Below are 17,212 nucleotides of genomic sequence, written 5' to 3' on the forward strand. Positions count from 1 at the left end.
CGGAGGGGTGGGATGGCCGAGGCAATGGGAGCGGAATCGGGTGGTTCAGCCGGCGCTGAATCGCGACCACCCTTGCTGAGCCTAGCCGGCATCACCAAGCAATTCCCCGGCTGCCTTGCCAATGATTCGGTCGATCTCGACATTCGAGCCGGCGAAATCCATGCGCTCCTCGGCGAGAACGGCGCCGGCAAATCGACGCTAGTCAAGATCATCTACGGCGTGCTGCAGCCCGATGCCGGCGCGATCCGGATCGAGGGCCGGCCGGTTGCCATCGCCTCTCCCGCCGGCGCCCGCGATCTCGGCATCGGCATGGTGTTCCAGCATTTCTCGCTCTTCGAGGCGCTGACCGTCACCGAAAACATCGCCCTCGGCCTCAACGATCCCGAACAGCGCCGCGATCTCAAATCGCGCATCGTTGCGATCTCGGTGGCCTATGGCCTGCCGCTCGATCCCGACCGCGTGGTCCACGATCTTTCGGTGGGCGAGCGGCAGCGGATCGAGATCGTGCGCTGCCTGCTGCAGAAGCCGAAACTCCTCATCATGGACGAGCCCACTTCCGTGCTGACACCGCAGGAAGTGGAGCGTCTGTTCGAGACCCTGCGCCGCCTGGCACGCGAAGGCTGCGCCATTCTCTATATCAGCCACAAGCTCGACGAGATCCGCGCGCTTTGTGAACGCGCCACCATCCTGCGCCAGGGCCGCGTCGTCGCCACCTGCGACCCGCGCGCGACCAGCGCCCGGGAACTGGCCGAGATGATGATCGGCACCGAGCTTGCCGCCCCCAGCCATGCGCGCAAACCCGATCCCCATGCGAAGATCCGCTTTGCCGTGCGCCATCTTTCGGCCAAAAGCGATCAGCAATTTGGCATCGATCTTCACGACATCAATTTCACCGTGCAAGCCGGCGAGATCCTGGGCATCGGCGGCATCGCCGGCAACGGCCAGAGCGAGTTGATGGCGGCCTTGTCCGGCGAGATCCTGGCACGCGACGCGGAGGCGATCCGCATCGACGATGTTGCGGTGGGGCGCATCGGTCCCGATGGAAGACGCAGCCGCGGCGCCTGCTTCGTGCCCGAGGAACGCAACGATCACGGCGCCGTCCGGGACATGACGCTGAGCGAGAACGCGCTGCTTTCCGCCTATCGCCGCCGCCAACTGGCCAAGCGCGGCATCATCGACCGGCTGCGCACCTTTCTCTTCGCGACCGATGTGGTGAAGGATTTCGACGTCCGCACCAGCGGCCCCAAGGCCGAGGCGCGCTCGCTTTCCGGCGGCAATCTCCAGAAATTCATCATCGGCCGCGAAATCCTGCAGCAGCCCGGCATCCTGGTGGTGGCGCAACCCACCTGGGGTGTCGATGTCGGTGCCGCCGCCGCCATTCATCAGGCGCTGATGGATCTCGCCGACAAGGGTGCCGCCATCGTCATCATCTCGCAGGATCTTGATGAATTGATGATGCTCTCCGACCGCATCGCCGTGATGGCGCTGGGGCGTCTTTCGGCAGCCAAGCCTGTGAGCGAGGTCAGTGTCGAAGAGATCGGGCTGCTGATGGGTGGGATTCATGGCGAGACGCCCATGCCGGAGTTGCAGCATGCGTCTTGAAATCGTCTCCCGCGGCGAGCGCTCCAAGGCCTGGACCTATCTCTCGCCGGTGCTGGCTCTCACGCTGACTCTCGTGACGGCGGCGATCATCTTCGCCTTCCTCGGCAAGGACCCGCTGGAAGCGCTCCGGGTGATGTGGATCGATCCCTGGATGACGAAGCGGGGCTTTGCCGAATTGTTCGTCAAGGGTGCGCCGCTCATCATGATCGCGATCGGCCTCGCTTTGGGCTTCCGCGCCAATGTCTGGAATATCGGCGCCGAAGGCCAGTATGTGATGGGCGCCATTTTCGCCAGCGGTGTCGCTCTCTATTTCTACGAGGTCGAAACCTGGCCGGTCTGGCTCGCCATGATTCCGGCGGGCATCCTGGGCGGGGCGCTCTGGGGTGCGATCCCGGCCTTCCTCAAGATCCGCTTCAACGCCAATGAAATCCTGACCAGCCTGATGTTGACCTATGTCGCGTCGCTGATCCTGCTCTATCTCGTGGTGGGTCCCTGGAAGGATCCGGAAGGCTATGGCTTCCCGCAATCGCGCATGTTCGCTGAGAGCGCCAATTCCCCGCGCCTCATTTCGGGAACGCGCATTCATGTCGGCGTGTTCATGGCCCTGGCCGTCGTGGCCCTGGGCTGGTTCGTGTTTTCGAAATCGCTGCTGGGCTTCCAGTTGAAAGTGCTGGGCCAGGCACCGCGCGCGGCGGTCTATGCCGGCTTTTCGACCCGGGCACTCACCTGGATCTCGCTGCTGGTGAGCGGCGGTCTTGCCGGACTGGCCGGCATGTTCGAGGTGGCGGGACCGATCGGCCAATTGAACCCGGCGCTCCCCACCGGCTATGGCTTCACCGCGATCATCGTCGCGTTTCTCGGGCGCCTGCATCCAATCGGCATTTTCTTCGGTGGTCTGGTTCTCGCCCTCTCCTATCTCGGCGGCGAGAAGGCGCAGATCGCGCTGGGATTGCCGGCGGCGGTGGTGAAGATCAACCAGGGCATCCTGCTGTTCTATCTGCTCGCTTGCGATCTCTTCATTCGCTATCGCCTGCGGATCAAGGCGCGGAAGGTGGCGTGATGGACAGCGCCGTCGCCATTTCCATCCTGCTCTCGGTCATCTCGGCCGCCACACCCTTGCTGCTGGCCGCGACCGGCGAATTGGTGACCGAGAAATCCGGCGTCCTCAATCTCGGTGTCGAGGGGATGATGCTGGTGGGGGCGGTGGCCGGTTTCGCCATCACCTTCTCGACCGGCAGCGCGCTCCTGGGCGTGGTCGCGGCGGCCCTGGCTGGTGCTGCGATGGCGCTCATCTTCTCGTTCCTGACACTGACACTTCTTGCCAACCAGGTGGCGACGGGACTTGCGCTCACCATTTTCGGCATCGGCCTTGCCGCCATGATGGGCGCCGGTTTCGTCGGCCATCCGGTGCCGAAACTGCCCAGCCTCGATCTACCGGGCCTCACCGATCTCCCGTTCCTCGGACCGATCCTCTTTGGCCAGGACGGATTGGTCTATCTGTCCTTTGCCATCCTCATCGGCACGATCTGGTTCCTCTTTCACACCCATGCCGGCCTGGTTCTGCGCGCGGTGGGCGATTCCCATGACGCCGCCCACGCGATCGGCTATCCGGTCATCCGCATCCGCTATCTCGCGACCCTGTTCGGCGGTGCCATGAGTGGACTTGCCGGGGCCTATCTCTCGCTCTCCTATACGCCGATGTGGGCCGAGGATATGAGCGCCGGTCGCGGCTGGATCGCCCTCGCTCTGGTGGTCTTTGCCACCTGGCGACCCTGGCGCCTGCTGCTCGGTGCCTATCTTTTCGGCGGCATCACCATCCTGCAGTTCCATGTGCAGATCGAGGGTTACGGCATCCCGCCGCAATTCGTCTCGATGCTGCCCTATCTCACCACCATCCTGGTGCTCTGCGTCATCTCGACCGACCGCACCAAGATCCGCCTGAATGCGCCGGCTTGTCTGGGAAGGTCCTTCCATGCGGCCGGCTGAAACGCCACAATCACCGCCAATACCAAAAAAGCAGAAGGAGGCTTGAAGCCATGCTCAAGAACAATCGAATCGGGCGTCGTCATTTCACCAAGGCGCTGGGCGCCGGTCTTGCCGCCGGCGCTCTGCCGGCTTTCGGACGCAACGCGCGGGCCGCCGATTTCAAAGCCGGCTATGTCTATGTCGGCCCCATCGGCGATCACGGCTGGTCCTACCAGCACGACCAGGGCCGCCTTGCCGCCGACAAGGCGCTGGGCATCACCTCGACCTATGTCGAGAAGGTGCCGGAAGGCGCCGATGCCGAACGCGTCATTCGCGAGTTGGCCGACACCGGCCACGGCATCATCTTCACCACCTCCTTCGGCTTCATGGATCCGACGCTCAAAGTCGCGCGCGATTATCCGGAGGTGAAGTTCGAGCACGCCACCGGCTACAAGCGCGCCGACAACGTCTCCACCTACAACATCCGCTTCTACGAGGCCCGCTATATCCAGGGCGTCATCGCCGGCAAGATGTCGAAGGCGGGAATCGTCGGCTATATCGGTTCGATCCCGATCCCCGAGGTGATCATGGGGATGAATGCCTTCATCCTGGGCATGCGCTCGATCAACCCGCAGGCACGCATCAAGCAGGTCTTCATCAATTCCTGGTATGATCCGGGCAAGGAAGCCGATGCGGCGAAGGCGCTCCTGGATCAGGGCGCCGACATCATCGCCCAGCACACCGATTCACCCGCTCCGCTCCAGGTGGCGCAAGAGCGCGGCTTGAAGGGCTTCGGCCAGGCCTCCGACATGATCAAATTCGCGCCCGAAGCCCAGCTCACCTCGGCGGTCGATTTCTGGGACGGCTATTACACCGACCGGATCAAGGCGGCGATGGACGGCAGTTGGGAAAGCCAGGATGTCTGGGGTGGGTTGAAGAGCGGCATGCTGCACATGGCGCCCTATGCCAACATGCCCGACGATGTGAAACAGATGGCGATGGCAACCGAGGCGGATATCCGCGACGGCAAGCTCGTCATCTTCCAGGGGCCGATCAACGCCCAGGACGGTAGTCCCAAGGTGACAGCCGGCACCACGCTCGATGACGGCGCCATCGCCGGCATGGATTGGCTGGCCGAGGGCGTCGAAGGCGATTTGCCGAAGTAGGATTGGGTCGCGAAGGACACAGCCCGGCCGCGGTGACGCGGTCGGGCTTTCTTTTTTTCAGAGCTTTGCCAGCATGTCGGCAAGTGCTGCTTCCTGCGCCGCCGTGGCGGTGGTTTCCGGCCGGCGTGGCAGCTCGGCGCCGTGCAGGATCGCGACATCGGCGCCGCAACTGCGCCGCAGCGCCAGCGACAGCAGATCCGGGTCGATCGGTTTCGAGACATAAGCGTTCATGCCGGCCGCCAGATAACGCTCGCGGTCGCCCGCCATGGCATTGGCGGTGAGCGCGATGATGGGGAGATCGGCATAGGCGCCGCCCAAAGCGCGGATTTCGCGCGTCGCCATGATGCCGTCCATGAGCGGCATCTGCACGTCCATGAGAACGGCGTCGAAGCGATCGCGCTGCACGGCGGCGACGGCCTCGGCGCCGTCGGCCGCCAATTCGGTCCTGTGGCCGACCGATTCCAGCATGGCGCGGATGACCTTCTGGTTGATCAGATTGTCCTCGGCCACCAGGAGCGACAGTGCGCGCCGTCCGGCGCCCTCCAGCAGAACTCGGTCGTCCGGCCGCAATTCGTCGTTGATATCCGGCAGGTTCTCCGCGGCCAGCAATTCCAGCCGCATCCAGAAGGTCGAGCCCTGGCCAGGCACGGAATCGACACCGACATCGCCGCCCATCAGATGGGTGAGTTCGCGGCAGATGGCGAGGCCCAGCCCCGTGCCGCCATAACGCCGCGTCATCGAGGCATCGGCCTGGGTGAATTTCTGGAAGAGGCGGGCCTGGACGTCATGGGCGATGCCGATACCGGTATCCTTGACCGCCAGTGTCACCGCATAGCGCCGGTCGCGGATCGGCGTCGCTGCGACCTTGAGGACGATGCCGCCCTGATGCGTGAACTTCACGGCATTGCCGAGGAAATTGGCCAGCACCTGGCCGATCCGCGCGGCATCGCCGATCATCACGGTTGGCACGGCTGCGTCGATCTCGAAACCGAGATTGAGGTGCTTTGACAACGCGGAAGGCCGCCACAGGGCGACGAGGTCGCCAATCATTTCGCTCATCGAAAAGGGCGCCAGATTGAGCTCCAGGCGGCCGGCCTCGATCTTCGAAATATCGAGAATATCGTTGAGCAATGCCAGCAGGCCTTTGGCCGAGCTCTCCAGCGTTGCCAGCTTGTCGCGCTGGTCGTCGGAGAGCGGCGAGTTCTTCAGCATGTGCACCATGCCGATGACGCCGTTCATCGGCGTGCGGATCTCGTGGCTCATCGAGGCCAGGAATTCCGATTTGATGCGGTTGGCGGTGTCGGCCGCGTCGCGGGCGCGGCGCAGATCCTCGTTCACGTCGGCCAGTTCCTGGCTGCGCCGTTGCAGCGATGCCTCGGCATTCTTGCGCTCGATCGCGTTGTCGCGGAAGACTGCGAGGGCGCGGGCCATGCGACCGATCTCGTCACGGCGATCGGTGAAGGGGATCGCTCCATCCAGTTCGCCGCCGGAAAAGCGCTGCATCAGCGACGTCATGCGTTCCAGCGGCCGAGTGGCCAGATGCAGTGCCAGCAAGGTAAGACCCAGCAAGGCGGCGGCGATGGCGCCGTTGGTGACGATCAGCCGGCGCAGATGTTTGGTGCCGGCCAGTTCCAGGGGTGCCAGGGACAGGGCGACCGACATGCTGCCGATGACGCGCCCGTCGATCTCGATATCGGCCTTGCTGGTCAGCGGCGCCGGAATGTTCTCGTCACTCTCCGATGCTGCGTCCTGCGGCCGGGCGACGGCGACGAACACCTCGCCATCGCTCTCGTGGATCACGGCCTCGGCGAAGCCGTCGATGATGCGCATGGCTTGAAGCTGCGCCTCGGCCGCTTCGCGGTCGTATTCCCAGACCGAATTGGCAACGGCGCCGGCATAAAGCTGCGCCAGATTGTCGGCGGTGGCGCGGTAATCCTGGAAACGGCTTTCCTCGAAGCGCCGCGCCTCCAGGATCACATAGGCAGCCTGAATCGCCAGAATGACGATGGCCAGGGCCATCACCACCCGCGTTTTCAGACCGATTCCCCGCCAGCGCATCTTCATGACCGCAGCTTGGCGCGAATGCGGTTAACAGAATATGTATGTGCGCCCATCAACCCCCTCTCCAAGCGAAAATCCCGTGAAAATCGGGTGGCAACGAGGCCCGCCGCCGGCAGATTCCAGCCTTGGGCCGAATCGGCCGCGTTGGCTAGGCTGCGCCCAAATAGGGGGTGCTGCGAATGTCGGCTCGGTCGGTCAATCGACGGGTATTGCTCGGTCAAATGTCACTCGGTCTGGCTGTTGCCGGCATTGGCACGGGGCTGGGTACTGGAATTCCGGGCTGGCCCGGCGCCGCGGCCCGGGCTGAGGAGGCCGCCCTCCACACCGCCCCGCATTGGGATTATACCGGGCCGAAAGGGGCCGAAAACTGGCGGCATCTCTCGCCCGATTATGCCGCTTGTGGCGGCACACGCCAATCGCCGATCGATCTGGGCGGTGCCCTGCCGGTGCGGGACGACGCGCTGGAGCTGCATTGGATCCCATTCGCCGCCGATCTGACGCATAACGGTCATACGCTCCAGGCAGCACCCCGGGACAAGGATGCCGGCTATCTGACCCTCGACGGCAAAAGGTTCGATTTCCGGCAATTCCACTTTCACCATCCGAGCGAACATGCCTTTGCCGGCAAACGCTGGCCCCTGGAAGTCCACGCGGTTCATCAGGCCGCCGACGGCAATCTCGCGGTGATCGGCATTCTGTTCCGGCCGGGCCGCGAGAACGACGTGCTGGCAAATATCATCGGCACGATGCCGCGTCACGGCGAGACTCGTCCGATCCCGAAGCCGATCGATCTTTCGCAGATGCTGCCCCGGAATGCCGCGGCCTTCGCCTATGCCGGCTCGCTGACCACGCCGCCCTGCAGCGAAATCGTCAGTTGGATCGTCTTTCGCGATCCGGTCGAAGCCGGGATCGGCCAGATCGAAAGTTTCGCGCGCGAATTTCCGATGAACGCCCGGCCCCTTCAACCCAGTGCCGGCCGACCCGTCAACATCGATCTCTTTTGAAGGGGGTGAAGATGCACGCCCGCTATGCCATCACGTCTCTTCCGGCCACGTCTCTCCTGGTACTGGGTCTTCTGCTGGCAGCCTGCAATCCGCATCCGGCACCGAGCGCGCTTGCGCAGGCGACACCGCCCGATCCCGCGCCGGAGGTCGATGCCAATGCTGCCGATCTCGCGCCGCCGGCTGCGCCAGAATCCTTTGGTGGGCGCTGGTTCGTGAGCGCCGTCTATCCGACCGGTAATCGCGTCGCCAATATCGGCGATCCGCATCTCGGCGTCAGTCTGGTGATCGATGCCGACGAGGTCAGTGACGTCAACGGTCAGCGCTGCAACGCGCCGGAATGGGCCAGTGGCCGGTCCGAGGGCGATATCCGTTTCGGCGCGGTCGCCTTGAGCGGGATCGACCAGCTGACGGTCACCTGCAAGGGCAAGGCCTTTGCCACCTATCTGCTGCTGCCGGGGCGCAAGCTGGATGCCGGCTACGGCGCGGCGGACGCGCCGGATGTGCCTTTTGCGCTCATCGCCGACCGGCCGGAAGCCTATTATCTGCTCGAACGGGCCGAACAGGTGCTGCACCGCCAGGCCAGCCTGCCGGCGGCGCTGGCAGGCGAAGGCAAAATGGTACCGGTTTCGGCCAGCTCCGAAGCACTTGCGGTAAAGCCGGTGGCGCCGGCGCAGAAACCCGCCGCGCCCGCTGCCAAACAACCGGAACCGACCTTGCAGGCACCCTTGGTCCTTGCCCCCGCGCAACCCGTACCGGCCACGCCCGAACCAGTATCGCCCATGCCAGTGTCGCCCGAGCCGGTCGCGGCGAAGCCGGCAGCGCCGGCACCTGCGAAAAATGTGGCGGCGGCGGAGGGATCGGCCTTGCCGGCGCCGGGTGCCGCCATTCATCTCGCGAGCTATAGCGGCATCAGCGCCGCCAAGCGCGGTTGGAAGACGCTGCTCGGCGAATTCGACGCGCTGGACCCGCTCTCGCCGCTTTACGTCAATGTCGATGTGCCCGGCAAAGGTGCGATGATCCGCCTCTATGCGACGGGCGGCGATGCAGCCGCGTTGAAACAGGCCTGTGGCGCGCTCGCGGCTAAAGGCGCCTATTGCGTGCTCAGCCGCTAGCTTGAGAAGTCAGGTTTTATTGGGCTCGACGACTTCGTCGGCAGCGTCGTAAAGCGCGATCTCGCTCAGGTCCTCGATCTCGGCGGCCGGCTCCTTGTCCGGTATCGGCATCGGTTCTTCCGTATCGGCCTCGCCGCTGCCGAAATCCTCTTCGACCATCGCCTCCGCGACGATATTGATGTCGGCGCCGACCGCCGGTGCAATCTCGGTTTCGGCTTCTGCTTCCGTGTCCTCGAATGCGGCGACCGCGACGGCTATGTCCTTCGTCGCCGCTTCTTCGCTAGGCATTGCGGAGGCTGCGGCCGCCTCGGCCGCGGGCGCTTCGACCAGGGCGCTCACATTTTCTTCCAGCTTCTGCATGACGGCGCCGAGGGATGATTTCTGGCGGCCTTCGATCACTTCCAGCAGGGTCATGACCATCTGCTTCAGCTCGCCGTTTTCCTTGGCCAGGCGTTCGGCACGCGAGGCTTCGCCCAACGCCTGTTCGGCACGGGCCAAGGCACGCTCAAGATCGGCTTCCAGTTCGACGATCCGTCCCTTGGCGCTGTCGAGTTCGGCCCCCTGCCGCGCCAGCGATCCTTCGACGATGCTGACCAGGTCGTTGAGGCGCAGCTCGACCTTGCGCGCCACGGCGACGTCGTCGCTCAACCGCTCCCGCGCCGCTTCCACGCGCGCCCGCAAATCCGCAATGTCGTCCGCCATCCCGCGACCGCTCCGTTCGGAAATGAAAAAGGCCCGCGGCGATGATCCGCCGCGGGCCTGCTTCTGTCGAGCGAAATGCGCGTTATCGGCGCGGCCTTAGCCCCATTGCCGGACGCGGCCGGTATCGACGTGGACGAAATCCGATTTGGGATAATAGCCCACGCCGCCTGTTTTCATGGCGATGGCGGTTTCGCGCAGCGTCTTGAGCTTCACGTCGCGGAGGCGGATGTCGATCGCCTTCCCCTGCATGTGCAGGCTCTTCTTGGCGACGCCGCCACTGGCCGATGCCAGGGTCGCGTTGCTTTGCGGGCTGCGATAGCCGGAAATGATCTCGAACGGCTTCCTGCTCTCGGTGCGGCGATGCAGATCGACCAGCAGGTCGAGCAGCGGCAGATCCATGCCATAGACCTCGCCGGTGCGGTGATCGCGCAGGATCTGGTTGATGTCCTTGATGGCGCCCTTGTCATAGCCGCCGTCGCGCCAATAGGTGGCTTTCAGGATCTCGCTGGTATGGGTGTTGAAGAAACCGAGGGTCCGCCCGTTGAGCGGCCCGGAGCTCGCCATCACGGCGCGCGGCATGAAGGTGAGGGCGGCAGCGCCGGCCAGACCGAAACCAAGGAAAGCGCGGCGACCCAATTTGGCCGCATCAGAACGCTGAGACATACTTTTCCAATCTCCCTAGGCGCCCGGGTAACCCCCCGGCGGCCATATCAATCGCGTTGCTAGGTAAGACCGGCGCGAATCGTCCCCACGTCCACGCCCATCCCGGCCGGCGGCCGGGCCACACTCCAAATGGTTAACGGAACCCCTGTTCGCCGCCGCAAATGGGTCGGCTATGCGGCCAAGGTGCCACAGGGATGCTGCGATTGCAAAGCGATTTTTCGAGCTAATTCCCGCAACGGGCTGGATTCACTGGGAAATTAGTAATTCTTTAACATCAATATCGACCTCAGTACCCCAGGGCGCAGCCATCTTTGCGGGGATCCGACCCCGCCACCAGGACACCGCGCTCCCAATCGATACGGATCGCCTGGCCGCCGCCCAGGGGATCGGGCGCCGCCTCGACCTGATGGCCACGCGCCTTGAGGGCCGCCGCCGTGGCCGCCGGGATGCCCCGCTCGACCCACAATTTCCCCTCGTCATAAAAGGCGCGGGGCAGATCGAGCGCCGCCTGCGGGTCCATGCCGAATTCCAGCATCGAGGTCAAAGCGTGGACATGACCTACCGGCTGGTAATCGCCGCCCATCACGCCATAGGGCATGATCGCGTGGTCGCCTTCCGTGATCATGGCCGGGATGATCGTGTGCATCGAGCGCTTGCCCGGGCCGATGCAATTGGGATGCGCGGGATCGACCACGAAACAGGCGCCGCGGTTCTGCAGCAGAACACCCGATTTCGGCGCCATGTAGCCGCTGCCGAAGCCGTAATAGATCGAATTGATGAAGCTCACCGCGTTGCGGTCGCGGTCGACGACGGTGAGATAGGTCGTGTCGGGATGCTTCGGGAAGCTGCCCATCTTGTCGAGATCGAGCGCCTTGTCCATCCGGATGAGACCGGCCAGCGCCTTGGCATGGCTTTCCGAGAGCAGGCCGCTCACCGAAACCTTGGCGAAGGCTGGGTCGGCGATATGTGCATTGCGTTCCCGATAGGCCAGCTTCGCGGCTTCCAATTGCAGATGGAAGCGATCGGCGCCAAGTGGATCGCTGCCGGCCTTTTCCGGCCCGAAGGCCGTGAGGATGTTGAGCATAAGGAGGGCGGTGAGGCCCTGGCCGGGCGGGGGGCATTCCCACAATTTGACGCCTTTGTATTCGGTAGCGATGGGTTTCACGTAATCGCCCTTGTGGCGGGCGAAATCTTCCATCTCATGGAGGCCGCCCAAGGCCTTGCAGGCGGCGACGATGTCTTCGGCCACCCAGCCCTGATAGAAGCCCGCTGGGCCCTTATCGGCAATCTCGCGCAAGGTCTTGGCCAGCAGCGGTAGGGCGATTTTGTCACTGATCGCGGGTGCTTTGCCGTTCTTCAAATAGCTGCCGGCGGCGGCCGCGTCGCGACGCAGCTTCTCCTCCTCCTGCGCCCAGTCGTAAGCCACGCGCGGGGCGACCACGAAACCTTCTTCCGCAGCGCGGATTGCCGGCTGCAGCAATCGGTCTATACCGAGCTTGCCGTGATCGGCGGCGAGACGGCACCAGGCATCGATGGCACCCGGCACCGTGACGGCATGAATCGAATCCGCGGCGATGCTGCCGATCTTGCGTTCCTGGAAATATTCCGGCTTCGCCTTCAAGGGTGCTGCGCCATTGCCGTTATAGGCGATGATGTCGGCGCTGCCACCCTGCGACATCAGCACGAAACAATCGCCGCCGATTCCGGTCATCGCCGGCTCGATCACCGCAAGCAGGGCCGAGGCGGTGATGGCGGCATCGATCGCATTGCCGCCCGCTTTCAGGCATTCGATCGCGGCCAAGGTGGCCAGGGGATGCGACGTCGCGGCGGCACCTTCGCTCGCATAGATGGGCGAACGGGCGGGCTGGTGGAAATCACGCATGATCTGGAATGTCCTGTGGGTGATGCGAAGTCAGTGATCAGGGAACGACGGGAGCGACGCCGCCACCGGTCGAAGGGGGTGCCGTCAGGGGCCCATCTTCATCATATGAGATGGATGAATTAATGCCGCCGGGTCCGATGACATAATCGAACTGGAACGTGTCACCGGGCAAGGTCGGATCCAGCACCGCCCCGCTTTCGCTCAAGGACAGGCCGCTTTTGAACGGGTCTTTGAGCAGCGGGATGGTGGTGTCGAAACCCTGATCCGTCAGCAGATCGACATAGATGCTGCCACCGCCTTGGCGCTTGGCGAGGTTCAGCGTATAGGTCAGATAATAATCGCCGTCGCCGGAACCGCCGGAAAATCCGATCGCACCGCTCTGATACTTGACGGTCTGCCCGATCGGCAGATTCGACGTCGTCTCGAACCGGTCGTCGCCGTCGAGGCGGTCGGCATCTTCGAATTCGCGCTGATTGATCGCGAGCGGCCTTCCTTCCTGGATCGGCTGGCCCGAGGCGACGATGACGCCGCGCGCATCCGGCGAGAAGCGCGCGCGGTCCAGGATACCCGGCGTGTCGATCGACGGGAAAAGGCCGGCAAAGCGCTGCTCGATCGCATCGGTGAGGCGCTGCGGCTGGCTCATCGTGCCGTCCGGCGCGATCTCGACGAAGAAGCCCGCGCGCTTCAGAGTGATCTCGCCTTTCGCCGATTTCAGCGTGACCGTACTCGGCTTCTTCGCCGCCGTATTGGCATCGCCCGATCCGGCCAGCGCCACGATGCAGCTCGCGGCGCAGGCGCCCATCACCGTGGTGCCGCGGATGGTAAGCACCGCATTGGGCAGGGTGAGGGAAGTTCCTTCGGAATTCTCCCGCGCCACACCTCCCGTCACCAGGCGGAACGTACCCTTGAGCAGGCTCGCCGCCAGCGTATTGGCATTTGTGTTGGCAGGGTCGAACACGAATTCGTCGATGGTGAGGTCGGCATCCGGCCCCAATGTGATCGCCGATTCATCCAGCAGCATGACCTGAAGCCGCGAATCCGTGCCGGTCGAAAGATTGTCGCCCATGACGATGCCATCGCCCGATGCAACCGCGACAGGCGAGGTGATCTGCTTGGCGGGCGAGGTGATGCCGACATCGCCGGTGACGGCGCCGGCCACACCAGCGGGGGTGCCGATCTCGGCTTGAGCGGCCGTTGCGAGTGCTGCAGAGAGGATGAGTGCCGTCGGGATCAGTTTTCGCATGTCAGAACTCCCATCGCTTGCTGAGTGTCGCGCCGGCCCGGACATTGTCGTAATCGTAATTGGTGATATTGGAATCAGCCCGATAATACTCGCCATAGATCGACATTGTCAGCCCCGCGAGATAATCCGGCCATTCATCGGCCATGAAGAGGGTCTGGACCGGCACGCCCAGCGTGGCGCGCGCCCGGTAGATCCAGTCATGCCGCTCGGTGGCCCCGGTGACGGGATCGGCGATGTCATAATCGCGGTACTCGCCGATGGCGTCGGTCATCAGGAAGGCACCTTCGCCCAGCAGCCAGGTATGGTTGAGGCCGATGGCCGGGCCGTCATAGCTCTCCCAATCCTGATCCGAATTATAGCCGCCATAGGTGGCGCTCAAGGTCAGGCGATGCGTGGTGCCGATATAAAGATCGGTGCCGAGCGTCACGCCCGCATCGGTGCCGGATTGCAATTCACCGGCCGGATATTGCTCGGTGTTACGGTAATCGACATAGGCAAGATCGCCGCGCGCCCACAGATTGACCGGATCGCTCACGCGCAGATCACCGCGCAAGGATGTCGCGTAATTGTCGATATAGCTCTCGCCGCCCAGGATCACGTGATCATAGGCGAGGACCGGGGTCAGGAAGATCTCGCCGAATTCGAAGCGGCCGCCCACCTGCGCCGAAATATCGTGGGTGTCGTAATCGTCGAGCTGGAATTGATCGGCCGAATAGAGGCTCACCGAGCCGAACAGCGAATGCCGCTCCTGGGTGTCGAGATCGTGTTCGATGGTGAAGCGGGCAAGGCCGGTGATGCTGTGATCGTCTTCCTTGCGCCCGTCCTTGGCGACTTCGAAGGTGCCGAGGAAGGTCCGCAGCCGTCCGGAATCCGGCGCGCCCGCGCGGTTGGTGTCGTATTGATAGCCGAGCGAGGTAAGGAGGCTCATCCGCGTCTGCTGGTTGCGCCGGCCAAGCTCATCGGCATAGCGCTCGATATTGGTCCGCAAGGCGGGATCGAGATCGAGCGCCAGCAGGTCGTCGAATTCCTGCTGCGCCTCGCGGAGATTGTCCAGGCGGTAGAGCACGATCGCGCGCAGCGCCCGGATATTGGGCTCGCCCGGCGCCAGCAGAATGAGGCGGTCGAGCGTCGCCGAAGCCCCCAGCAAATCGTCGCGCCGGATCTGGGTGAGGGCATAGCGATAGCCGAGCTCGATATTGTCGGGTTCGCCGAGAACCTGGTCATAGGTGACGGTTTCAGTGGCGGGCAGGGTGTCGGTGTCGCTTTGCGCCTTGGCTGTACCGACGGCGAAATGGGCCGTGCCGGCAGCGAAAAACAGGACGATCAGCCCGGCAGCCGGGCTCAATCGATCGAAGATCATATCGGGTCCCCAGTTATATCGACTCTTTGCGGTCGATCCCGGCGTTCGTCCCCCGCCCGAATCACGGGCGCCGGGGCCAAAGCCCCAGCGCTTTTGTCATTCTAGCCGCTCTTTGCGCGGCTGGCACCCCATCTCGTGCCGGGCTTGGCCGCGATCTGGCCGGATTGCGTCATTTGCCGACGCCCGGTGGCTTGACCGGCGGGCGGATTCCACTTCATATCGGGGCCAATTCCCGAGCATTCGGCTCAGTTATCTTGAGGAACATCCCTTGCCCATCCTGCTCGGCCTGGATACCGGCGGCACCTATACCGATGCCGTTCTGTTCGATCCGGCCAAAGGCGTCCTCGCCACCGCGAAATCCCTCACCACCAAGCACGACCTTGCGCTCGGCCTCAAAGGGGCGATGGACGGGGTGCTGCAGCACTTGCCCGATGGTGTGAAGGCGGCGGAAATTGCGCTGGTCTCCATGTCGACGACGCTCGCCACAAACGCCATTGTCGAGGCGCATGGCGCACCCATCTGCCTTATCCTCCTCGGCTATGACGTGAAGGCCCTGGAACGCGCCGGATTGAAACAGGCACTCGGCACCGATCCCGTCATCTTCGTCGCCGGCGGCCACAAACCGTCGGGCGACGAGCAGGCGCCGCTTGATGTCGAGACCGTGCGCCAGGCGATCGTCACCCATGCGCCCAAGGTCGCGGCTTTCGCCATCTCCGGCTATTTCTCGGTGCGCAACCCGGCTCATGAGATCGCTGTCCGCCAGATGATCCGCGAACTCACGGACAAGCCGGTCACCTGCGGCCATGAGCTGACCTCGAAGCTCGATGCACCGCGCCGCGCTTTGACCGTGGCACTCAACGCCCGCCTCATCCCGCAATTGCAGCAGCTCATCCGCGCCGTCTCCGGCCTCCTCGCCGATAAGGGGATCAAGGCGCCGCTGATGGTGGTGAAGGGCGACGGTTCTCTGATTGATCAGCAGGTGGCGCTGACCTGCCCGGTCGAGACCATTCTCTCCGGACCTGCTGCCAGCCTCGTGGGTGCCCGCCATCTCTCGGGCGCAGACAACGTCATGGTCTCGGATATGGGTGGCACCACCACCGACATCGCCATGCTGCGCGATGGCCGTCCGGTCCTCAACAAGGAGGGCGCTGTGGTGGGCGGCTGGCGCACCATGGTCGAGGCGGTGGCGGTCCATACCTATGGCCTCGGCGGCGATTCCGAAGTGCGCGTCGACGAAGTGCATGGCTTCATGGTCGGCCCGCGCCGCGTCGTGCCCTTGAGCCTGCTCTGCCATCTTTATCCGAAGATGCTCGACGTGTTGAAGGCGCAATTGGCAAGCGATGAGATGATGGCCTATCGCGGCCAGTTCGCCTTGCGCCAGCGCCCGCTCGATACCGGGGCGGAAGGCTTGAGCGACGGCCAGGCCAAGGTCTGGGATGCGCTCGCCGACGGACCGGTGCCCTTGGCCGATCTCGTCTTCAGCCCGGCGACCGGCCGGCATCTCTCGCGCCTGGTCGATCGCGGCCTCGTCATCATCAGCGGCTTGACCCCATCGGATGCCTCGCATGTGCTGGGGCGGCAAGCGAACTGGAACCGCGAAGCGGCGGAGATCGGCGCCGAATTGTTTCTGCGCCGCGCGATCTATGGCGGCTGGGTGCCGCCCGCCGACGGCCAAGCGCTCGCGCGCGAGGTGGTCGAGCAGGTGGTGAAGCAATCCGGCCATGTCATCCTGCAGACGGCACTTGCCGAGCAGGCCGGCATCGAAGGCCCGCATTGGGGGGCGCTCGGCCGCTATCTGGTCGATCAATCTCTTGGCGCCGGCCAAAATGCCGCAGGCCTGATCGACGTTGCCCTGAAGCTCAATTTTCCGCTGGTCGCGATCGGTGCGCCGGTCGGCAGTTATTATGCCGAGATTGCGAAGCGTTTGCGCACCGAACTGGTGATCCCGCCCCATGCCGATGTGTCGAATGCGGTGGGTGCCGTCGCCGGCGGCATCCTGCAGCGCGTGGTCGTCACCATCACACAGCCCACGGATGGCATCTATCGCACGCATCTGCCGGACGGATTGAAGGATTTCACCGATCTCGAAGCCGCTGCCGATTTCGCCCGCGGCATCGCGGAGACCGAAGCCGGGGCGCTGGCCAAAAAGGCCGGCGCCGCCGACATCGAATTCAACCATGAACGCGCCGACAAGGTTTTCGAACAGCCGGGCGGCATGCGCATCTTCATGGAATCCCAGGTGGCGGTCACGGCTTTCGGCCGGCCGGCTCTTGCCGAAGGCTGAATCCGGTCCCATGTCAGTGAGATAGGCTGCCGGAAATATCCGGGCCTACATTGTGATGGGTGTCACATGACCGGTATCACAGGCCGCCACCTCTGGCGGCGACGGGCGAATCCTGCTCTTATATCAACTAGGGGACGACGAGTTGCCGGCCGCAAAGCCGGCCCGCGC

Annotated in this window: 13 protein-coding genes; 7 read left to right on the forward strand and 6 right to left on the reverse strand. The window is 64.0% G+C overall.

Features of this window, described 5'->3' with window-relative positions; all coding sequences use genetic code 11:
• Positions 1 to 12: 12 nt before the first annotated feature.
• Genes ACE3PR_RS00705 through ACE3PR_RS00720 form a run of 4 tightly spaced genes read left to right on the forward strand, consistent with a single transcriptional unit; the run spans position 13 to position 4,733 of the window.
• Positions 13 to 1,602 carry an ABC transporter ATP-binding protein gene (locus ACE3PR_RS00705; protein ID WP_374367005.1) on the forward strand — a complete coding sequence of 530 codons (1,590 nt, stop codon included), beginning with the start codon at positions 13 to 15 and terminating at the stop codon, positions 1,600 to 1,602.
• The gene (locus tag ACE3PR_RS00710; RefSeq protein WP_374367007.1) at positions 1,592 to 2,662 is read left to right on the forward strand and encodes an ABC transporter permease; all 1,071 of its coding nucleotides are present in this window, start codon (positions 1,592 to 1,594) and stop codon (positions 2,660 to 2,662) included. Before ACE3PR_RS00705 ends, ACE3PR_RS00710 begins: the two co-directional genes overlap by 11 nt.
• The gene (locus tag ACE3PR_RS00715; RefSeq protein WP_374367009.1) at positions 2,662 to 3,588 is read left to right on the forward strand and encodes an ABC transporter permease; all 927 of its coding nucleotides are present in this window, start codon (positions 2,662 to 2,664) and stop codon (positions 3,586 to 3,588) included. The genes ACE3PR_RS00710 and ACE3PR_RS00715 overlap by 1 nt, the downstream gene beginning before the upstream one ends.
• Positions 3,589 to 3,638: 50 nt before the next feature.
• Entirely contained in the window at positions 3,639 to 4,733 is a 1,095-nt protein-coding gene (locus ACE3PR_RS00720; RefSeq protein ID WP_374367011.1) for a BMP family ABC transporter substrate-binding protein, read from the forward strand.
• A 57-nt stretch (positions 4,734 to 4,790) separates the two neighbouring features.
• Here ACE3PR_RS00720 and ACE3PR_RS00725 read toward each other — a convergent pair whose 3' ends face one another.
• Positions 4,791 to 6,797, reverse strand: a complete 2,007-nt coding sequence (locus ACE3PR_RS00725; RefSeq protein WP_374367013.1) for an ATP-binding protein — start codon at positions 6,795 to 6,797, stop codon at positions 4,791 to 4,793.
• 218 nt (positions 6,798 to 7,015) lie between these two features.
• On the opposite strand from ACE3PR_RS00725, the gene ACE3PR_RS00730 reads away from it, so the two are divergent.
• A complete protein-coding gene (locus ACE3PR_RS00730; RefSeq protein WP_374367015.1) occupies positions 7,016 to 7,798 on the forward strand; it encodes a carbonic anhydrase in 783 nt (260 codons plus the stop codon).
• 11 nt (positions 7,799 to 7,809) lie between these two features.
• Positions 7,810 to 8,910: a hypothetical protein gene (locus tag ACE3PR_RS00735; RefSeq protein WP_374367017.1), complete on the forward strand. Its 1,101-nt coding sequence runs from the start codon at positions 7,810 to 7,812 to the stop codon at positions 8,908 to 8,910.
• A 9-nt stretch (positions 8,911 to 8,919) separates the two neighbouring features.
• Here ACE3PR_RS00735 and ACE3PR_RS00740 read toward each other — a convergent pair whose 3' ends face one another.
• The 5 genes from ACE3PR_RS00740 to ACE3PR_RS00760 all read right to left on the reverse strand — a co-directional run bounded on the left by ACE3PR_RS00740 (position 8,920) and on the right by ACE3PR_RS00760 (position 14,760).
• Positions 8,920 to 9,612, reverse strand: a complete 693-nt coding sequence (locus ACE3PR_RS00740) for a hypothetical protein (protein ID WP_374367020.1) — start codon at positions 9,610 to 9,612, stop codon at positions 8,920 to 8,922.
• Between the two features lie 96 nt (positions 9,613 to 9,708).
• Positions 9,709 to 10,275: a DUF882 domain-containing protein gene (locus tag ACE3PR_RS00745; RefSeq protein ID WP_374367022.1), complete on the reverse strand. Its 567-nt coding sequence runs from the start codon at positions 10,273 to 10,275 to the stop codon at positions 9,709 to 9,711.
• 286 nt (positions 10,276 to 10,561) lie between these two features.
• Positions 10,562 to 12,157: a gamma-glutamyltransferase gene (gene ggt, locus ACE3PR_RS00750; protein ID WP_374367025.1), complete on the reverse strand. Its 1,596-nt coding sequence runs from the start codon at positions 12,155 to 12,157 to the stop codon at positions 10,562 to 10,564.
• Between the two features lie 37 nt (positions 12,158 to 12,194).
• A complete protein-coding gene (locus ACE3PR_RS00755) occupies positions 12,195 to 13,400 on the reverse strand; it encodes a FecR domain-containing protein (RefSeq protein WP_374367027.1) in 1,206 nt (401 codons plus the stop codon).
• A gap of 1 nt (position 13,401) precedes the next feature.
• Entirely contained in the window at positions 13,402 to 14,760 is a 1,359-nt protein-coding gene (locus ACE3PR_RS00760; RefSeq protein ID WP_374367029.1) for a tetratricopeptide repeat protein, read from the reverse strand.
• Positions 14,761 to 15,028: 268 nt separating this feature from the next.
• On the opposite strand from ACE3PR_RS00760, the gene ACE3PR_RS00765 reads away from it, so the two are divergent.
• A complete protein-coding gene (locus tag ACE3PR_RS00765) occupies positions 15,029 to 17,044 on the forward strand; it encodes a hydantoinase/oxoprolinase N-terminal domain-containing protein (RefSeq protein WP_374367031.1) in 2,016 nt (671 codons plus the stop codon).
• Positions 17,045 to 17,212: the final 168 nt, after the last annotated feature.

It is taken from the genome of Dongia sp. (assembly GCF_041909655.1).
In the GTDB taxonomy this organism is placed as follows: domain Bacteria; phylum Pseudomonadota; class Alphaproteobacteria; order Dongiales; family Dongiaceae; genus Dongia.